15 protein-coding genes are annotated in these 13,128 nt (G+C 68.1%); 12 read left to right on the forward strand and 3 right to left on the reverse strand.

From position 1 onward, the window contains the following. The first annotated feature begins 374 nt into the window (after window positions 1-374). The 7 genes from ACWEO7_RS28135 (at window position 375) to ACWEO7_RS28165 (ending at window position 6,249) form a co-directional block, all read left to right on the forward strand. Window positions 375-1,784, forward strand: coding sequence for an ArdC family protein (locus ACWEO7_RS28135; protein WP_452427585.1), 1,410 nt, complete (start codon window positions 375-377; stop codon window positions 1,782-1,784). A 129-nt stretch (window positions 1,785-1,913) separates the two neighbouring features. After that, window positions 1,914-2,789, forward strand: coding sequence for a hypothetical protein (locus ACWEO7_RS28140; RefSeq protein WP_452427587.1), 876 nt, complete (start codon window positions 1,914-1,916; stop codon window positions 2,787-2,789). 185 nt (window positions 2,790-2,974) lie between these two features. Further along, window positions 2,975-3,403 (forward strand): hypothetical protein, encoded by a 429-nt coding sequence (locus tag ACWEO7_RS28145; protein WP_452427589.1) that lies wholly within the window; start codon window positions 2,975-2,977, stop codon window positions 3,401-3,403. Between the two features lie 203 nt (window positions 3,404-3,606). Further along, window positions 3,607-4,317 carry a hypothetical protein gene (locus ACWEO7_RS28150; RefSeq protein ID WP_452427591.1) on the forward strand — a complete coding sequence of 237 codons (711 nt, stop codon included), beginning with the start codon at window positions 3,607-3,609 and terminating at the stop codon, window positions 4,315-4,317. Between the two features lie 151 nt (window positions 4,318-4,468). Continuing rightward, a complete protein-coding gene (locus ACWEO7_RS28155; protein WP_452427593.1) occupies window positions 4,469-4,684 on the forward strand; it encodes a hypothetical protein in 216 nt (71 codons plus the stop codon). Then, a complete protein-coding gene (locus ACWEO7_RS28160) occupies window positions 4,681-5,448 on the forward strand; it encodes a hypothetical protein (protein ID WP_452427595.1) in 768 nt (255 codons plus the stop codon). The genes ACWEO7_RS28155 and ACWEO7_RS28160 overlap by 4 nt, the downstream gene beginning before the upstream one ends. Window positions 5,449-5,613: 165 nt before the next feature. After that, window positions 5,614-6,249 carry a hypothetical protein gene (locus tag ACWEO7_RS28165; RefSeq protein WP_452427597.1) on the forward strand — a complete coding sequence of 212 codons (636 nt, stop codon included), beginning with the start codon at window positions 5,614-5,616 and terminating at the stop codon, window positions 6,247-6,249. 94 nt (window positions 6,250-6,343) lie between these two features. On the opposite strand, the gene ACWEO7_RS28170 is transcribed toward ACWEO7_RS28165, so the two are convergent. Continuing rightward, window positions 6,344-6,706 (reverse strand): hypothetical protein, encoded by a 363-nt coding sequence (locus ACWEO7_RS28170; RefSeq protein ID WP_452427599.1) that lies wholly within the window; start codon window positions 6,704-6,706, stop codon window positions 6,344-6,346. 350 nt (window positions 6,707-7,056) lie between these two features. Here ACWEO7_RS28170 and ACWEO7_RS28175 point away from each other — a divergent pair, with 350 nt between their 5' ends. The 3 genes from ACWEO7_RS28175 (at window position 7,057) to ACWEO7_RS28185 (ending at window position 10,423) form a co-directional block, all read left to right on the forward strand. Continuing rightward, window positions 7,057-7,632, forward strand: a complete 576-nt coding sequence (locus ACWEO7_RS28175; RefSeq protein ID WP_452427601.1) for a hypothetical protein — start codon at window positions 7,057-7,059, stop codon at window positions 7,630-7,632. Window positions 7,633-7,973: 341 nt separating this feature from the next. Further along, window positions 7,974-8,441, forward strand: a complete 468-nt coding sequence (locus ACWEO7_RS28180; protein WP_452427603.1) for a plasmid mobilization protein — start codon at window positions 7,974-7,976, stop codon at window positions 8,439-8,441. 26 nt (window positions 8,442-8,467) lie between these two features. Further along, entirely contained in the window at window positions 8,468-10,423 is a 1,956-nt protein-coding gene (locus tag ACWEO7_RS28185) for a relaxase/mobilization nuclease domain-containing protein (protein WP_452427605.1), read from the forward strand. Window positions 10,424-10,464: 41 nt separating this feature from the next. Here ACWEO7_RS28185 and ACWEO7_RS28190 read toward each other — a convergent pair whose 3' ends face one another. Beyond that, window positions 10,465-11,421, reverse strand: a complete 957-nt coding sequence (locus ACWEO7_RS28190; protein ID WP_452427607.1) for a tyrosine-type recombinase/integrase — start codon at window positions 11,419-11,421, stop codon at window positions 10,465-10,467. Window positions 11,422-11,697: 276 nt separating this feature from the next. Between ACWEO7_RS28190 and ACWEO7_RS28195 the strand changes: the two genes are divergently transcribed. Beyond that, the gene (locus ACWEO7_RS28195; protein WP_452427609.1) at window positions 11,698-12,447 is read left to right on the forward strand and encodes a hypothetical protein; all 750 of its coding nucleotides are present in this window, start codon (window positions 11,698-11,700) and stop codon (window positions 12,445-12,447) included. A gap of 7 nt (window positions 12,448-12,454) precedes the next feature. Next, complete coding sequence (locus ACWEO7_RS28200) at window positions 12,455-12,775, forward strand: hypothetical protein (RefSeq protein ID WP_452427611.1); 321 nt, start codon at window positions 12,455-12,457, stop codon at window positions 12,773-12,775. 36 nt (window positions 12,776-12,811) lie between these two features. Here ACWEO7_RS28200 and ACWEO7_RS28205 read toward each other — a convergent pair whose 3' ends face one another. Then, on the reverse strand, window positions 12,812-13,117 hold the full coding sequence (locus ACWEO7_RS28205) for a hypothetical protein (protein ID WP_452427613.1): 306 nt from the start codon (window positions 13,115-13,117) through the stop codon (window positions 12,812-12,814). Window positions 13,118-13,128 lie beyond the last annotated feature (11 nt).

The raw sequence follows: 13,128 nt of genomic DNA on the forward strand, positions 1-13,128 counted from the left end.
CGCCTGCCCCGGGCTGGGGAATTACGTGAACACGGCCCTGGCCGATTACGTGAACGAGAACCTGGATCTGGTGGGGAATTTCATGAACGCCGACACGAAGACCACTACCTAGCCACCGACCGCGCCGACATCACCGAATGGACGGTGTCGCTCTACGACGCCGCCGACGATCACCGCGCGATCTCCTACGCCGACGGCCCGACTTTCCTCGACGCCTACCGCGCCGCATGGGCCGCATTCCGCGCCGGAGACATCATCGAGTAACCGGCCGAACAGTGATCCGGATCACTACCAATCGAATTGCGTAATATGCGTGAAATGCGTAAGATTTTAAAACAGAAGGACAGCCCGAGAAGCGGAGGGTAGCAGCAAAAATGGGATACCGCCGGAAGAAGTACACCCCCGAACAGCGCGCCGAGCGCGACGCCGCAGACAAGGCCATCAAGGACGCCGCAGACGAGAAACTGACCGACCCCGAAGCCGTCGCGGCGATGGTCGGGCAACTCGTCCAGGCCACCTCGCCGAAGCTGCTGCGCTACTCGCTGCGCAATGTCGCGATGCTCTGGAACCAGGCCGAGGAACGCGGAATCACCCTCACCGACGTCGACAGCTTCAAAGGCTGGAAGGCCCGCGGCCGCAGCATTCGCAAGGGCGAGCGCGCGCTACGCATCGTCGCGCCCAAGGGCACCGAGAATGCAGAAGGCGGCGACACCGCCGAGCAGGAACCCGCCGAGTTCATCACCGTCGACGCCGACGGCCAGGGCGACGAGACCGCATACCGCACACGGTTTCGCATGGTGGTGGTCTTCGATATCTCCCAGACCGAAGGCATCGAGGATTTCGAAGGTGACCCGGTCGAGGTCGAACCCGTCGCCGACCCGGCCGGCGTCGTCCGCGCGAACCTGACCAGCCAGCTCGAGCGCCTGGGTTACGCCGTGGCCACCACCGACGACGAGCAGCCCGCGCCCGTCGTCGACGACGACGCTCACGCCGTCACCGTGTCCGCCGCCCGGCCGGTCGTGCAGTTGGCCCAAGCCGTCGCCGAGCTGATCACCCGCCCGGCCGACCAGCGCCCGCGCCCCGTCCACGCCGCCACCGGCACCGCCACCACCGCCGAGCCCCGCCCGGCCGCCGCGCCGGGAATCCAGCTCGATCTGGGCGAGTTCGGCGAGGGCCGCGCCGTCGTCGAGATCGACCACGACAACGGCCGCGCTTACTACCGCGTGACCGCCTCGAACGTGCGCGGTTGCTTCACCGTCGCGTTCTACGAGCCCGCCGAGCAGCGCGAACCACGCGCGGTGAACGTCGTCTACGGCTACGACAACGGACGCGGCGGCCCGTGGGCCCACGGCGGCGAAGGCCAGAAGCGCCCCGAGCGGCCGACGGTGAACGGAATTCGGCTGGTCGCCCAGTCGACGCATATCACGCTGGCGGAGATCGAGACCATGCGCACGATCTACGTCATGCGCATGGTTGCGGGCCGCTACAACCCCTACAGCGAGCGCGTACCCGACCGGACCGAGCAACGCACCCGCGCCGTTGTGCGCGCCATCCTGCGCCACTTCGCCCAGCTGCCCGAACTGCCCGAACTGTTCGCGCGCGCCGCCGCACTCGACGCCCCCGCGTTGCAGCGAATCCACAACGAACGCGCGGCCATGATATCCGCGCACATCACCAGGCTCGAGCACGAGCGCGAGGAGGCCGAAACGCAACGCCGCTACTACGCGAGCCTTGCCGCCGGAGGCGAGATCGACGGAACACAGCTCGAAATGTTCTCCGCCTGACCCACCCCAACACTGAACCACCCCGGGCCGACCCATGCCCTCAATGCGTGACAAACGCAGACAGAGAAGGGCGGCCCGGGTCACCGACAGGCACCGCCGCCGGTGCCCCGCAGAAAGGACGCCCCCGAGATGACCACAAACGCCCCCGAATTCGACCGAGTCTTTACCGCCTGCAGTGGCCGCCCCTTCACCGTCCGCTACGTCCCCGCGGGCGCACCGCTCATCACCGCCAGCGGCAAACTCCGCACCGACGCCGCGCCCGTCGTCGAGTTCTACGACGCCGCCCAGATCGGCACCCCCGCCGCGCACGGCCACCCCGCCGGACAGTTCACCGGCGCGAGCTACCACGTAGACACGCTGCTCAGCCCGGACGAGAGCGGCACCGGCAGTTTCTCGCTGGCCGGAGGTGTCGACGCCTGGAGAATCGACGCCGACACCCTGGCCGACATCCGGGCATGGATCGCCGAGTACGGCACGCCCACCGCGGCGAAAGCGCGCAACCTGGCAGGCCACCCCGTACGCAACCGCGGCCGCCGCGCTCAGCGTCACGCCGAACACTACGGCCCGGCCGAAGCGTTCCGGCCCTACACCGCCCCCGGCGGCATCGAATGCGGCTGGTACGCCCGACACGGCACCGCCGATTGCGGCCACGAATACACCAACATCGACGCCGACGGCCGCGCCGGGATCGGCACCGGCTACGGCATCGATCCCGATACCGATCTGTCCCACTGCTACCGCTGTATGGACGACCGCGCCCGCGCAGTGCTTGAGGCCCTGCCTCACGGGCCCGGCCGCGTTCTCGCCTATGTCGCCAGCGACGGCCGCACCCTGACCACCTGGAGCGGTGGCGAACTGGCCCGCGTCATCGACCACCGGCGCGGCCGCCGGTCGGACTGGTGGAAATTCCAGCGCGGGCGCCGCACCTTCTACGGCCGCAACGCAGGCCCCGGAATGGCCGTCATAGTCCGCGCCTACAAGGACACCGCCCCGCTCAGCGCATAATCCCCGACCCCGCCGACCGACCCGCACCCGGGCGGTCGGCGGGAGCCGCCCGGATCGGAACTCCGCTGCGCTCCGTGCTGCGCCTTCTCGAGCGGCCAGCACCCAGCGCACGCCGGTCGGTCCTGCCGACCCGCCCGAGCACACCACCACACCCACACCCCACCACCGCCGGAAGGGACCCCACCATGCCCCCGATCACCCTGCTGCACCGCCGACTGATCGCCCTCGCCGTCGAGGACTACGCACCCGGCTACGTCGCACCGCTGCACTGCCCGTGCGCCGCGCACGACGCTGCCCGCTACGTCGCCGCCTACGACCTGCCTGCACTGGTCCCCGTCTACGGACTCAAAGCCCTCGAACACGCCGCCCACCTCCACATCCAGCACCACCCCGAACTCCTCGCGCGCACCCCCGCCGAATGCGCAGCCCGCCACGCCGCCCGGGAACGCGAAGGCAGGCGCCTCGCCGCGGCCGCCGTCGCCGCCCACCGGGACGGACACACCCAGCGCGCGGCACTGCTCATCGACGACGCCGAGCTGATCAATCCCCGATTCGACTGGAGCGGATATCGCGCCCTGCTGCCCGCCGCACCGATCTTCGCGGCCGCGGGATAACCACCCGGGCCACACCGCGCAACCCGCCCGGCCGAGGCTCCAACAACCATCACCCGGCGCTAAAGAACTGCGCCAGAACGGAACCCACGATCATGGCAACCGCACAAAGCCGTCTATACACTCGAGAGCAGCGCGCCAGCACCCCGAGGAGAACACCCGGCCGGCGGGCGCGATTCGCCGATTCGGCCTCGGGAGGACGGGGAATGCAGGCACACAGCACCGACCCGGCCGAGGAAGGCCCCGACCTCCGGATAGCACCCGAACTCGCCGAAACCGTCCCCGAGGAAACCGACCCCGAGACCGACGTATACGCCGCGATCGCCGAACACCTCGAAGCCCGCACCCTGGTGGTCGCCAAACCCGAAAACCACCTTGTCGCCGCAGTGCTCAACTCCCCCACCACCCAAGCCGCCGACGTGCTGGCAATCGTGGAGGACACCGACATCGAAGGCTACCTGCCCTCGATCGTCATCCGGGTGATCCGCCAACTCGTCGACATCGGATGCGAGCCCACACCCCAAGCCGTCATCGCCCGCGCCCGCGGCCCCCTCGAACTCGAGGGCGTAGGCACGTACTCAGCGCCCCCGTCGTTGCCCCGACTCGTGCTGTACGTGTCCGAGGTCTACACGATGGGAATGCCGGTCCGCCCCTGGGCCGACGCCTACCAAGTCGTCGAGGACAGCTACCGACGCTCATTCGAAGAAGTCGGCCGCCGCATGGCGCAGATGGCCGAGGCATGCGCAGACGTCGAAGACCTCGAGCAGTTGACCGGTGAAGCCGTGCGCCAGTGGCGAGCCGACTGGTACCGCCTACGCCGCCTCCGTGCACTCGCCTACCCGGCCCCGGCGAAGCCACTGGCCGCCGTCCCCGGGCCGGACGACGACGAACCCCCGCCGCCGCCCGAACACCCGTAGACGACCACGATCCGCCGCAATCGCCCAACAGCCACACAATGCGTAATTTGCGTGATATGCGTGTTGCAGATAAAATAGAGTTGCGCCGGACGCAGGGTACGCGCCCGGCGCGACGACGACGATCCGCCGAGAACACCAAGGAAACAACCACATGACCAGTCGCGTATTCGACCGAGCGCGCCGCAACCAAGGCTTTCGAAATCAAGCCCACCTGGACGCATTCTTCGCCTACTACGACCACGTACGCGGCGACTGCGCGGTGTGCGGCACGCCCGGCCTGGCCCACTGGAACGAGGCCGACGCATCCTGGCAGCCCACCATGCAGATCTGCCCCACCGGCCGCGAGCTGAGCGAGCGCGCACGATGACCCACCCGAACCCCGCCCCCACGCTCACGGCCGAGGAAATCGACGCCGCCACCGCCAACCTGCGCGCCATGCTCAGTCGCAACACCCCCTCGGTCGCCAGGATGCAACGAGCCATCGCCGACCTGACCGAGACCGCGAGCCGCGCCGAGGGATACGCCCGCACCGCGGGCGCCGAAGCCGAGCAGTGGCCGCCCGAGACCGAATACGCGCAGCAGTGGCGCGCCAAGGCCGAGCACTACCGTCGCGCGGCCGCCATCGCGCACGCGCGCACGGAGGTCGTGCGCGCCTGGATGCAGACCACGGCCGGCCGCAGTCACATTCACCGGTTCGCCGCCCATCCCCTCACCGGCAACGTCATCTGCGAGTGTGGGATGAACGAGGTCGCGGCCGAAACTCTGGATCCGGATTTCGTCACCTCATGCTGTGGGTGTTCGGCGAGCAAGAACGGGCCCGACGGTCGCCCATACAGCCTCACCCCCGGCACCATCACCTACTGCTTTGCCTGCCAGGGCGACAGCCCCGTGATCCACCGCGACCAATGGCAACCCGCAGTGTGCGCCGCGTGCGGGAAAACCAGCACCGAGGCCGGATGCCCCAGCGACTGGACGATGCACTGGCGAACCCCGCACTCGGCGACGATCTCGGCCCAATCCTGCGGCGGGGAGTGCGCCGACAAGGTCGAAGCACGCCGCAAACCCAGCGGAATCCTCTACCGGATCGCCCGCTCGGTATCCGGACACGTCAAACCCGAGCCGTCGCAGTAGCGACACCACCACAACCCACCCGGGCAGATCGGCCGGTGCCCTCGCGACACCGGCCCACACCCCGGCGGAACTCCGCTGCGCTCCGTGCTGCCCCAGCTGCGGCCACGACCCAGCCGCACCGGCCAGCGCAGCCGTCTCATCCAACCCCGAGAACAGGAATTCCCCATGCAAGCCACCGACACCGTCACCGTCGCCGTCCGGCCGATCACCGGCCCCACCGGTGCACCCGCTGACTGGCGAATCCTCGACGTCACCCACGGAAGCCTCGACCACCCCGAGGCCATCGGCGAGGAAATCTACGCACACCTGCGCGCCGAGAATCCCGACCACCACGGCTACCACGCCAACATCGCCATCATGGTCAGTCCGGACGTTCCCGGATACCCCGCCGGATGCAGCATCCATACCGAACACCGTCCCTACAACGGATACACCGGATCGGACTACCGCCGCGCGTGGCGCGAACACTGGAACTGCGAACACGACCGCTTCGGAACACCCGGCATCGACCCCAACCGACCGCGCAGCGCAGAAGACCTCGCCGCCGCGGTGTTCAACCGAGTTCCCGACACCATCGAGGAATGGCACGGGCAGCCGGGCCACCAATTCATGATGCTCACCAACGGAGATCTGGCCCAGTTCTGGGAAGGCGACTACCCCGACATCCAGACCGGCGGCGAGGTCCACTGGACCATCCCCAGCCTGACTCTCGAGCCTGCCGAGGGAACCAACCCCGACATCAGTACCGTCGCCGAACTCATCTGCCGAGCAGCCGAGCACGACCCAACCAACACCGACTGAGCCGCAGCCGAAGCACCGAGCGACACACCTACACAAATGGCCCTTGGTCCGCACCACCGCGGACCAGGGGCCATTTGCCGTTACCACAAGGACGCTACGCGGTCAGATCGGCACCGCTCGGCGGAGCCTCGCCCGCCCTGTCCTCCGCCGCGGCCAGCGCCGTAGCGGGCGCAACCGAAGCCACCGACCGCGGCCCCGATCGCGGCCTTCCTCGGCCCCCATACGCGGCACGGGTTTTCGGCCGCGTCGGTGCGAGCTTCACACCATCGACCGTGAGACCGAGACGCTTCAACTCCGATTCATCAAAACCTACCGCCACCGCCTCCGCGTAACGCGCGCGGTAGTTCTCGTGCACCTCGAGCACCGAAGCCGCGGCCGCATGCAGCGCTCGCCCCGCCGCGATCTTGCGTTCGGCTTCCGCGCGAACCGCTTTCTCGAAATCCTCCAGATCCGTCATGCACCAATCCTACGGATGCCCAACCGCATTACCCCGCTCACGAGCATGGCCCCCACCGTGCCGCCCCGCCCGTCGCAACGTGCGCCAGGACCAGGCCGGCCCGGGGTCCTTCCGCGCGCCCGGATCTGCCTCACGGATACCGGACCGGCCCTCCGGCGTCCAGGCCCAGCCCAAGGGTCGCTTCGCGAGCCTGGACGCCGAAGAACCGGCCCGGTATGGCTGCGCCCAGATCCGCACGCACGAAAGGACCCCGGCCAGCAAAACCGCCATCCCGACTCACCGCGCACACGCGCGCCCCGACGAGGCGTGCGCGGCGCATCCGCACACCCAGCGAACGAGAACGGAGCCTTATGCCCACCCCCGACGAATTCTTCCTCTACGTCTGCGCCACCGACGCCGGAACCGACGCCCGCGAGGCATTCGATCGAGCCCACCGATGGTGGGCCATCGAAATGGACATGGCCTACTTCAAGGACCTCGACCGGTACGGACAATGCCCCCGCGACGACCAGAAACCCAACCACGAGGACTACATCCGAGGCACCATCGCCTCACGTGCCGATTTCATCACTGTCACCGACACGCCGCTCACCCTCTCCGAAGCCGAACATCTCGCCGCACATCTGCGGACCGTCCACCCGATCGTCGCCACCTCCAAAAAGGTTGCCGGAGCCATACCGGTGCGCGGCGATGTCGTCAGCCACACAGTCGATATCGCGATCCCAGAGCGCGACCTCACCGAAGGCTTTCGCGCGTGGCTCGACCACGCAGCCAAGGCCGCCGTGACCGCCACCTACCCGAGCGAAACGCTTGAGGAAATCGGGTTCTACTACCAGCACCAGGACGACGGAATCGAACAGATCCGCGCGGACCTCTACACCCGAGGCACCCCAGACCAGCACACCGGCTGGGCGTTCTTCGCCTAGCTCCCCTGCCGTGCCGTCGGTCCGTGCAGCAGCCGAACGACGGCACGGCAGGCCGTCCGCTGAACTGCCAACGGAAGCGGCGGGACCACGAGCCACCGCCGCACCCCGGCATGATCAGCCGAATTCCAGCGCAGCAGGCCCGTCCAGGCCGCTTTGAATCGCCCCACCCCACTGAAGAGTTGACGCTCGCGACAGGCTGCCTTCGCGCGAGCAAGTTATATACTTAGACCGTCTAAGTGAGGGACGCCGTTGCGCCGCCAAAGCACCCGTGCTGCACTGGAATCGGCAGTTGCGACCGCGGGGCGACGCGGTCCGCGCAGACGGTGAAAGGCGGTGGCTCCGTGGGTGACGCGCAGTCCACCAACGCATCCGAGCCGCGGGCGGTGCGCATACTTACCAAGTCCCGTGCCCGCAATGCTGCAAGAGCGAACCGCCGTCGCCGCACCGCCAACAATCCAGGCGGCCCACGCACGCACAGGGTCGACGTCAAGCTGACACCAGAAGAGAAGACCGAACTCCTCGAGCTGGCGGCCATCGCTGATGTCACCCCGGCACGTTTGCTCCGTGAAGCTGTCTTCGCCGCCGAGATCCCGGTTTCCCCAGACGAGTTTCGGGAACTGGTGCACGAGCTGTTCCGAGTGCAGAACGCACTGCGCAGCATCGGCACCAACTTGAACCAGATCGCCAAGGCCGTCAACGCCACCCACGAACACGGCGACCAGGCCGACGAACTTGCCCGCGTGTACGCGACCGTGACCAGATACGCCGATCGCGCCAGCACTGCCATCGAGGTGGTGACGCGCTGGTGATCCCGAAAATCTCACGCGGTGCGCGAATGAGCGGGCTGATCGCCTACCTCGTCAGCGTCGGCCCGGATATGGACAACGAGCACGAGCACCCCCACATCGTTGCCGGGCATGCTTCCGTGGTCGGGCTGGGCTTTTCCGGCGATCTCAGCGTTGCCCAAGGCTTGGCGATCGCGCGCGAGATCGACGCGCCGCGCCGCGCTTTCGGTGTCGAGGTGTCAGTTCCGAACTACCTCCGTGATTCGGTGGGAAAGACGATCATCGGATCAGATGGTCGGCCGGTGCTGAATCCGCTCGAACCAAAACGTGAAGGCAACGTCTGGCACTGCTCGCTGAGCCTGCACTCCGAGGAAGGCCAGTTGCCCGACGAGAAGTGGGCTGCCATCGCGCAGGAGTTCATGGATCTGATGGAGTTCTCCAGCCGTAGGTCCGGGCGTGCGGATGCGCGGTGGGTCGCGATCCGACACGGCCTGTCAGCACGCGGCAACGACCACATTCACATCGCCGCATCCGCTGTCCGCGAAGACGGCACGAAGGTCAACACCTACAACGACTTCGTACGTGCTCAGACTGCCTGCAAAGTACTCGAACAGCGTCACGGCCTTCGGGTGGTCCTCGGCCGCCACGATGGCCGAACCACCCGCGGCTACCACCGCGCCCAGGTCTACGCCGCTGCCCGTGCTGCGGGCATCGCCCGAGGGGAAGCCAAGCAAGCCATGCGCACCGCCACTATCGAACCCGAACGTGACACCGTCGAACGCGTCGTGCGCGCCTCGCTCGCCGCTTCGCGCAGTGAAGCTGAGTTCGTGCGCAACTTGCGAAGCCAGGGCGTGCTGTTCCGCCGCTCCCGCGATCCCGAAACCGGAGAGGTGCGCGGCTGGTGTGTCGGTCTGCGCCCACCTCACCGCGGAGGCGGCGGCCGTCGGCGGCCGCCGATCCTGCCCAGCGGCGGGTCGATTGCCTCTGACCTCACCCTGCCCCGGCTGCGCAACAATTGGGACGACACCCCCGGCGAGCGCGCCAACGCCGAACGCGAATGGCGCGAGGCAGAAGACGCACTCGCGCGGTACTTGAACGGCGACGAGTCCGCCGTTCCCGCGCGCTCGGGACCGCTTCCCGCTGCGGTGCAGCGCGCGGCGCCGCCGTCGCGACGCGACATCAACGCTGCGGTCGCCGAACTCGAGGGATGGGCCAATACGTTTTCGTCGATCCCGGCTCAGGACACCGCCGCATTCGCTGCGGCCGCACGCCAGGCCGCCGGAGTCATGTCGGCGTGGTCACTGGCCTACGAGAGCAAGCCCGGAGTGATGGCGCGCGCCGCGCGGACCTTGAGTTCGTACGCCCAGCTGCCCGCACACCAAGACACGCGATCGCCGCAATGGAATCGCCGCAACAGCGCCAGCGGCTGGGCGGTGATCCTGCTCGCCTCCCGGGCACACGCCAATCCGTCATTGGCGAATCTTGCCGTGCTCCACCAGATCGGCCGCACCGTTGACGCCATCTCGCGCGCCGCGTTCGCCGCGGGCGAGGTTGCTCGCGCCCGCCAGCTCGCCGCGCTCGCCGCCGGAGAACTGAACGAAATTCATCAGCGGTTCGCAAGCGTCGGCGCGAGCAGCACGGCGGCGACAGCAACCCAGGCGCCGCAGGCCCCCGCGCGGATCGCGGAGGCAGCGTCCGCCGTCCGGCGCGAGTTCGAACTGCCCGCCGGTGATGTGCCGCATCGCGCCGCCGCGTCGCGCCGCGACCGGCCGCGCCAGGGTGTGGATCCGACACGGTTCGGTCGGATGCGCCGTACCACCGGATCGTCGACACCAAGCGCGGATCCGGCACTGGAACCGCATGAGTACGACAGCCATGACATGACCGCCCCAGAGACCCAGCGGGGCGCGAAGCCGTCGCGAGACCACGACCGCAGCCAGCAGGCCGGACTACACCGTGAACCGCCGCGGACCCCGGACCGCGACCTCGACGATCGCGAACGCTGAGCCCGCGCCGCCGCGCGGCGCGGCAGTTCGGCGCGATCGGCTCAGACGTCGAGCTCGAAACTCAACTGTCCGGACGTCACCGCAGACCGGCGCGGCGCGGTAGTTGCCGCGACCGAGGAAACGAACAGAGCGCGCACCGCCGGGGAATCGACATAGGTCTGTCCCATTCGCGCAGCGACCTCAACCGCTGACAAGCCGGATGCGTACAACCGCTGCTTGACCGTCGCCCGCAGCATCGACGGCGTCAGCCCGTCGATACCGGCGTCCTGGCCGATCTCGGCGACGATGTACTCCAGACTCTGATCATCCTGGATCCGCCCGTACCGAGTCAGGGTCAAGAACAACGGCCCGGATTTCGCGCGCCGTCCCAGCAGCGTCGCGCGAGTAGTGCGCCAACCCAGCAGCACCCAAGTAGTCGCCTGCGTCAGCGCCACCCAACGCTCCTGGCCGCCTGGCGCCGTCAACCGAACTCGACCACCGCGCGCGGACAACTCCGCATCGTCGAGATCAAGTCGACGCACCTCAGACGGCCGGGGCCCGACATCCAACGACAGCACCATCAGCGCGTAATCACGGGCTGTCCGCGCTGCGGCGGCATCCAGCACCCGCGCCTGCTCGACATCAGACAAAGTCGGCGGCCGCGCGCGATCGACGGCCACAGGATCCACCAGTACCGGCCCCAATCGAAGCCACTCGTAGAACGCACGGATCGCGGCCAAAGTCACCTTGCGCGTAGCCGGCGTGGTCGTACTCAGATAGTCCAGCACCGCCTCATCACGTGCCGGCGAATCGGTGAACGCCTGCGGATGCGCGTCGGTGTGCACCAGCCACTTCACGAACCCGCGAGCCCGCTTGTAGTAGGTGACCTGGGTCCACGCGGCGAACCCCGCCCCCGCCAGATGCAACCGAAACTCGTCACGCATCGGCCCCTCGAGCGCAGCCGGACCACCGGCGTACAGCCGAGCCAGATCAGCACCGGTAAGCCGCAGCGCGTCCACGAATTCCCACCTCCAAAGCCACTCGTAACGAACAACAATCGCAGAGTCCCCCGACAAACTCGAGCGCTCGAGTTACCCCTAGCGTCGGCAGCAAACGCTGGGGGTAACTCGAGCTGCCTGCTTGGAACCGGGACAACCCAGCAGCGTGCTCGGAGTGGTCGGTGACGATTCATGCACCTCCGTGGCTTCGCGATGCCCGGCACGCCGGTGTAACGACTCCTCCACATGCGGACCGATCGGTCCGATATCATCGAACATATGTTCGGTAAAGCGTCTGTGGAGACTCTGGTTGGCCTCCCCCGCGACCAGCAGCTCGCCGCCCTGCGCGCCCGCATGGCAGCCATCCCAGGACGCGTCGGCTCGATCGAGCCACCACCGCTGCCCACCAGCTCGGCGAGCACGGTTATCCCGGTGCCCGGCGGGTTGGGTGAGGCGCTGCCGGAGGGCGGCCTGCCGCGCGGCGGTGTGGTCGCCTGCACCGGCCGCAGCACCCCGTTGCTCGGTTTGCTGGCGGCCGTCACCGCCGCCGGTGGATGGGTCGCCGTCATCGGACAGCCGCAGCTGGGGTTGTTGGCCTTCACCGAGATGAACGGTGACCTCACCCGGCTGGCTCACATCCCCGACCTGAAGGGCGAGGACCCGCTCACGATCGCCGCCGTTCTGCTCGATGGCGTCGACGTCGTTGTCTTGGACGTCGCCGGGGACGCGCCGCCGAGCCGGATGCGCGCCGTGCTGGCCCGGCTGCGCAGCCACGAGGGCGTCCTCGTCGTCACCGGTCCACGATGGGCGCGGCCGGATCTCGAGATCCGGTGCGAACTTGCCGGATACATCGGTCTGGGCCGCGGGCGGGGAAGGCTACAGGCGATGACGTTCGACATCCAGGTCACCGGCCGTAGGGCGCGGCGGCCGCACACCACCCGTGTCCAGCTCGCCGGGACCGGCGCCCAGCGGTGCAGTTGGACGCGGCAGGCCCCGGCCGCCACCGCGGTGCCTGCGGTGCCGACGTCGATCGCGCGGATCGGGTAAGTGTGTGATGAACGACGATCGCTATGCCGCCATCCGCATGCTGCAACCGCCCCGGCCGGTCCGCCTTGATCCGCGGCGAGCATGGGTGATGCCAGCCCGCGAGCCGGAGCGCGTCATGCCGGTGACGTTGGGCGAGAAGGCCTTTTCTTTCGATCTGCGCCTCGGGGAGGAATGGATCCCGGCGATCGCCTACCGATGGGCGCGGTTCAATATCGGGACCACTCCCATATGGTTTGCCGAGATCGAGGTCCAAGTCATGACCAAGAACGGGGTCAGTGGAACCAGTCTGCGTCAGTGGGTACCTTTTGACGCTGTCGAACCGGCCTGATCAGCGTCGGGAATCTGCGGCGCGGGTCTCGCGTGGTTACTGGTCGAACTGGCCGATGCCGGCCTCGACGAGCCGCCGGAGGATGCGTTCAACGGATGCGACATCGCGGCCTGTGATCGCGGCCAGCTCGGCGACCGGCCAGGGCCCGTCTCCGTGCAGCTGGACTGCGTGGTGGATCGCGCGGAACGTTTCCAGGTCGTAGGCATCCTCGGCGAGTGGTCCGAGTTCGGCGGTCGTCTGGTCCAGCCACTGGGCCGTGGGGTCATCGCTGCTGAGCAGCATCCGCTCGCACTCTGCCAGCGACAGCGCGCTGGCAGAGTGTTCGGCGATCTTTCGGATCACAGCGTCCCACT

It is taken from the genome of Nocardia sp. NPDC004260 (assembly GCF_053603155.1).

What these genes read in the sequence shown, in the direction of transcription:
- ACWEO7_RS28140 (WP_452427587.1), top strand. Translation starts at nt 1,914, where the DNA reads ATGACCACAAACGCCCCCGAATTCGACCGAGTCTTTACCGCCTGCAGT.
- ACWEO7_RS28200 (WP_452427611.1), top strand. Translation starts at nt 12,455, where the DNA reads ATGAACGACGATCGCTATGCCGCCATCCGCATGCTGCAACCGCCCCGG.
- ACWEO7_RS28165 (WP_452427597.1), top strand. Translation starts at nt 5,614, where the DNA reads ATGCAAGCCACCGACACCGTCACCGTCGCCGTCCGGCCGATCACCGGC.
- ACWEO7_RS28185 (WP_452427605.1), top strand. Translation starts at nt 8,468, where the DNA reads ATGAGCGGGCTGATCGCCTACCTCGTCAGCGTCGGCCCGGATATGGAC.
- ACWEO7_RS28145 (WP_452427589.1), top strand. Translation starts at nt 2,975, where the DNA reads ATGCCCCCGATCACCCTGCTGCACCGCCGACTGATCGCCCTCGCCGTC.
- ACWEO7_RS28175 (WP_452427601.1), top strand. Translation starts at nt 7,057, where the DNA reads ATGCCCACCCCCGACGAATTCTTCCTCTACGTCTGCGCCACCGACGCC.
- ACWEO7_RS28160 (WP_452427595.1), top strand. Translation starts at nt 4,681, where the DNA reads ATGACCCACCCGAACCCCGCCCCCACGCTCACGGCCGAGGAAATCGAC.
- ACWEO7_RS28150 (WP_452427591.1), top strand. Translation starts at nt 3,607, where the DNA reads ATGCAGGCACACAGCACCGACCCGGCCGAGGAAGGCCCCGACCTCCGG.
- ACWEO7_RS28135 (WP_452427585.1), top strand. Translation starts at nt 375, where the DNA reads ATGGGATACCGCCGGAAGAAGTACACCCCCGAACAGCGCGCCGAGCGC.
- ACWEO7_RS28155 (WP_452427593.1), top strand. Translation starts at nt 4,469, where the DNA reads ATGACCAGTCGCGTATTCGACCGAGCGCGCCGCAACCAAGGCTTTCGA.
- ACWEO7_RS28170 (WP_452427599.1), bottom strand. Translation starts at nt 6,706, where the DNA reads ATGACGGATCTGGAGGATTTCGAGAAAGCGGTTCGCGCGGAAGCCGAA.